The organism is Bradyrhizobium sp. LTSP849, from assembly GCF_000938255.1.
Classification (GTDB): domain Bacteria; phylum Pseudomonadota; class Alphaproteobacteria; order Rhizobiales; family Xanthobacteraceae; genus Bradyrhizobium.
Window position 1 is genome coordinate 1 of sequence record NZ_JYMR01000047.1, and the last position, 5,482, is coordinate 5,482.

1 protein-coding gene and 1 pseudogene are annotated in these 5,482 nt (G+C 61.9%); both read right to left on the minus strand.

Annotated elements, in window-relative coordinates; all coding sequences use genetic code 11:
* The coding region (locus UB31_RS26485) for a DUF4082 domain-containing protein (protein ID WP_502691285.1) at positions 1 to 4,195 on the minus strand (4,195 nt) is incomplete at its 3' end.
* A 1,061-nt stretch (positions 4,196 to 5,256) separates the two neighbouring features.
* Positions 5,257 to 5,482 (minus strand): annotated as a pseudogene (locus UB31_RS42410) (hypothetical protein); the annotation flags it as partial.

Below are 5,482 nucleotides of genomic sequence, written 5' to 3' on the forward strand. Positions count from 1 at the left end.
TCCAGAGGTCGAGCACGTCGGGTCCGTTGTCGTTGGCCGAGCGATAGAATTTCAGCGCCGTTACCTGTCCCGCCGTCGAAGAGGTGAACTTCACGCCCAATTCCAGCGGCTGACCGTCATTGAAGGACGTCGGTGCCGTCGCCGGCGTCGATGCGCTGAACAGGCTGAAATTCTGGGACGCCGTGGTCGAGACGGTCAGGTTGAAGTTTTCGCTGGCGGAGAGGCCGCCTGCGTCGGTCGCGGTGAGCTTGACGGCGACGGTGCCGGCATCGGCAGCGGCCGGCGTTCCGGTGAAGACGCGCGTCGTGGCGTTGAAGCTGAGCCAGGTCGGCAGCGCCGCGCCTGTCGAGTTGGTCGCGACATAGGTCAGGCTGTCGCCGCTGTCGACATCGGTGAAGGTCCCGGTCGGCAGGGTCAAGGAATAGGCCTGGCCGATGACGGCCGACTGCGCCGACGTCTGGGCCGCCAGCACCGGCGCGTCGTTGGCGCCGTGGATGGTGACGGTCAACGTCGTCGAGGAATTGGCGCCGGCGGTGTCACTCATCGTGTAATTGAACGTGTCGGTCAGCGTGTCGGTGGGGAGCCGCAGCGCCTGGACCGCAGCGTCGGTCTCGTTGATCGTATAGGTGTAGGTGCCGTCGGCGTTGAGGACGAGTCCGCCATGCGCGCCGGTCAGCGACGTGCCGAGCGCGCCCGCGGTGGCTCCAAAACTGACCGCGGTGACGGTCTTGGTGTCGCCGGTGTCGGGATCGGTGTCGTTGGTGAGCACGTTGCCGGTGGCCGCGGATCCGGCAATGCCATTGGCGATGCCACCCTTCTCCGTGGCGCTGCCCGTGTCCGCGACTGCTGTCGGCGCGGTGTTCGATCCGCCGACTGGCGTGAACGCAATATCCGCCCAATAATTGCTCGCGTTATATGAGCTCGAAGGAAACACGCCGGCCGTGCTGGTCCCGCCATAGGCATAGACGCCGTTGGAGGCCGCGATCGCCGAGAGCGGGCCGCTCGTGACCGCGCCGGTGAAGTAATTTGCGGTTATCACATAGGCGCCCATGGTGTGGTAGGAGGCGACATAGGTCGTGTTGGCCGAGATCGTGACCGGCGTCGCCAGGGCGACCGTCTGCCAGCCGCTGGCGCTGGTGTTGGTGAAGGTGACGCTGGCGAGCTTTGTGCCTGTCGCGTTCCAGAGGTCGAGTACGTCGGGTCCGTTGTCGTTGGCCGAGCGATAGAATTTCAGCGCTGTCACCTGTCCCGCCGTCGAAGAGGTGAACTTCACGCCGAGCTCGACCGGCGTGTTGTCGTTTTCAGTGGCGGCCGGAATGTTCGCGGCCGAGAACAGACTATATGACGCGCTGCCTGCGGGCTGGATCGTCAGGCTCACTTGAGCGGTGGAGGTTCCGCCGCGCCCGTCCGAGATCGAGTAGGAGAACGACGCCGCGCCGGTGTAGCCGGCATCCGGCGTGAAAGTGATGGTCGAGTTCTGCGGATTGGATTGCGTGGTGAGAGTGACGGTCCCGTGCGAGGCCGCGCTCACCGAAGTGATCGAAAGGGTATCGCCGTCCAAATCGGAATCGTTGGCGAGGAGCTGCGACGCTGCAATGACGACGGCCGAGTTCTGGGCTCCCGTCAAGCCATTGTCCGCAACGGCCGTAGGCGCATGGTTTGTGACCCCCGTTGTGGGGTTGAACATCACGTCGACCCAGAAATTCGTGGAATCGAAGGTGCTCGTCGGAAATTGGCTTGTGGTCGAATAGGCGAAGACACCGGCGGCTGCGGTCAGCGGCCCGCTCTTGACCGGAGAGTCGAAGAACTCTTGCGTATTGGAATAATGCCCCGCATTGGTGTGGTAAGACACTGTATAGATCTGACCCGGCGTGATGGTCACCGGATTGGAGAAGCTCGCGGATTGCCAGCCGCTTTCCGTCTCATTGCTGAAGGTCACGCTCGCGAGCAGCGTTCCGGTGCTCGACCACAACTCGCCCGTGTGCACGCCGGTGTCCTGGCTGCTTTTGTAGAAGCGCACGCCGGTCGCGGTTCCCGTCACCGATGACGAGAATTGCAGACCGAGTTCGACGGCCGACGCGTCCGTGGTGTTGACCACGGCCGGAGTAGCACTTCCGGGAAATACAGTCAGATATGGGAAGGCTCCAACCGTGACGGTCTGTCCGGCGGACGGCGTCTCGAGATTGATGCTGTCGTCGACGGCGCGGGACTCGATGGTCACCGGGCCCGGGACCTGCGGCGACCAAGTATAGGTCCAGTGTTCGTCTCCCGTCGCGGGGTGCCAGCTCGTGCCGCCATCGGTCGAGACCTCGATGCCCGCGATCACGCCGCCGACATCAGACGCCGTTCCGGAAATGGTGACGAGGCTGCCTGCGTTGACGTTTCCGATGGGGTCAATCGTGGAGACCGGCGGCGTATGGTCCGTGCTCGGCGTGCCCTTGATGAGGCCCGACTGCAACGTTTGGGGTTGCACCCCCATGTCGGCGAACAGATTGACCATCGCCTGCTGTACGCGGCTGTCGGTCGGCGTTGCCTCGAGGTCATGATTGTCGCTCAGCCCCCAGGACCAATAGACGGTGCCTGCGCCGAAAACCAGCGCGCCGGACGGCGCCCGATACAGGCTCAGCGAGTGGGTCGCGGTGCCGTTCCCCGTGGTGTTGCCGTAGTCGAGAAGATAGGTGTTGACGTCCAGCGTGGTCGACGAAAGCTGGACGAGACCGGCGGGATCGAAGCCGTTGTCCGGCGTGGTGTCCCATTCGTAACCCAGATAATTCTGGGTCAGGGTCGCCGTCTGGCCGGGTTGCAGATTGGCGACGCTGGTGTTGCGCCAGAATCGGAGATTGGCGTCGTCGTAGGGAACCGTGATCGATTTCAGGCCGATGCTGAATCGCGTGTCGTCGACCGTGAACAATTGTCCCGTGAGACTGTTCTCGGGGGTTCCGGCGCCGGTCTCCGAAGGGAAGCGCGGGTCACGGAACGTGCCGGTCCACTGACTGCTCGGGTCGGTATCCGCATTGGCCCAGGTTTCCTTGTAGGATACCAGCGTGCGGTAATTGGTCTGGTCGCTGCTGATGCTGGGCGCCAACCGCGTCTCCCAGTACATCTCGTTGCCGCTCCAGAATTCCAGGTTGACGCCGGCGTCCCGCGCGGCCTGGACGTTGTTCCGCTGGTTTTCCGTCCAATATTCATCGTGGCCGGAATCCACGAAAACCTTGTGGTTCAAGAGCAAGCTACCGTAGCGGTCGACATCGATGCCAGACATGTAGGAAACGTCGTAGCCGTTCTCCTCGAGCCACGAGATCGAGGAATATTCCGCGCCGAACAGATAGTCCTGCGGCCCGGCGGCGGTACCAATGCCGCCGCGCGTGTCGATCGGACGATTATAGCTCACCTCATAGGCGCGCCCGGCGCCCTGGCCGGTGGCAGGTCCCTCGCCGCCGTAGAAATTAGCGATGCCCCAGCCGTTGTAGGCCTGCCAAGTCTCGTCGCTGGTCTGGAAGACCACGTCGCTGTGGCTGGAATCGTCGCGCACAATGAAGGGAATCTGGTTCTCGCCGGCCGTGCCGTCGAGGCGCGTCAGCTTGGCGATGTAAACGCCCGAGACCGCGTCCGCCGGAACGTCCCAGGTTGCGGAAACCGACCAGTTGCCGGCGTCGACCAATCCTGTCGTGGGGTCGACAAGGGGGTCAGGCTGCGTCTGCAGTCCGGTGTGCGTGATCGTGTCGACCTTGCGCGCGCCCAGTCCGCCGTAATAGCCGAGGCGGTAGATATCGATCCGGTAGTCTGTCGAATTCGTGTTGATCTTGAAGCTGATCGGCGAACCGTGGTTGACGCTGATGTCGGTGGCGAAGCCTTCGATATTACTGTCGCCCGCTCCGTCGATACCCCACTCGCTTTCGGGATTTCCGGGCTTCATGTTCTCGAGGACAATGGGATTGAGGTTTTGCACGCCCTGCAGTGATGCCGCGACGGCGGCCTGTTGCGCCGCTGCCTGTGCTGGCGTCGTGTCCGTAACCGCGCCCCCAAGGATGCCGTAATCGCCGGTCGTGTGGCCGCTGCCGGTCGGGTAGCCGCTGCTGGCCGCGGTTCCGCCGACCAGTTGTGTCGAGACCGGCATGGCAAGGTTGGTCAACAGGGATGGGTTGGCTAGACCGTCACCGGTGATTTGTCCGGCGAGTCCATTGCCGGTCAGCATTAGCTGCGTTGGACATTGATAGAACCCGCACACGCCGCAACAGCTGAGGGGCGTGACGATCGTCAGGGGCTGCGCCACCGTCGGCGTCACAGAACCGCTGCCGGACGGCGCCGAAGTGAGGATCAGGACAGGGGAAGTCGTGTCCGTCGAAGTAGGGGCGGTCGTGAGGTCTGTGGAAGTCCGAGTGAGGTTGGGCTCTGCCGAGGTATCTGGCGCGACGACATCGACTGCTGTCGGCGCCGCCGCGAAACTGTCCGGTACTGTAGACGACGGACCCGCCAGCAGAGAAGCCGTAACCCCGGCAGAAGGAATGGCGTGGGCCGATGTCAACTCGGGAACGATCGCGAGTTGCGCGGAGGCGTTGTCCGGGTCGGATGGAGACCACTCTGTGTCCCCGCGCGGCGGGAGGCGCAAGTTGAAACGCCCATCATTGAGCATTTCGTTTCTTTTGTTCGCTTTCCGAAGCTTGTCTTGCTGTACAGGAGCGCCCATCGCGTTTTCCTTCTCCACGACGGCAGGCAGTTTAAATCCGCCTGCAATGGCTCAAATGATTTCGTCAGGTCCGCATTTAAAGTTAAAATCTAAAGTTAAGTCAATTTAAATATCATTTCAAGATTTAAAATATACGTTACTGACGCAACCAGGGAAACCTCTGAACAACCTGACTGGCACACTTGGATCATTGATTCGGGGGCGCTCGGATGGATCTGCTGAGTTTTGTGTCGATCGATTATGCGGCCAAGAACTTGCGCGTGCTTACCCGAAGAGGGGCAGACTCGGAAGATCAATGGAAATATCGCGAGGTTCGCAACCGACAAGGTTTTCACAGTTTGCTTATCAGTGCGAGCCGTTACCGCCGCGAATGGCGGCGGGCGAATTACAACCCCAGATTCCTAGTCGAAGGCAGGCCGGCATGTGAAGCTGGGTCATATTTGATGCGTTTCGGAGGAGAAGCCCGATGCGCCTTGCATTGCCATATCTGGGAATTTGTCTCTGCGTGTTCCTCGCGGCGTGGCTGTCCTTGACGTTGACCTACTGACGGAGCAGGTCCGCGCCCGGCGTCAGCAGCCGCACATAGGTCCCGCTCTCGTGCAGTTCGAGCCGGCCCTTTCGATCGCGTATCGGATGCTCGCGCCGAGGTCGCCAAATGTGAAGGGTGCGTTGATCTTCTCGATGTGGATACGGCGGCCCTGCACCGGTTCGATGCTGGCCGCAAACCGAACGAGTCTGGATGATTGGCGTTCGTTGCGATCAACTTCACTTGTCGCATCTGCTTCGAAGCGGCTC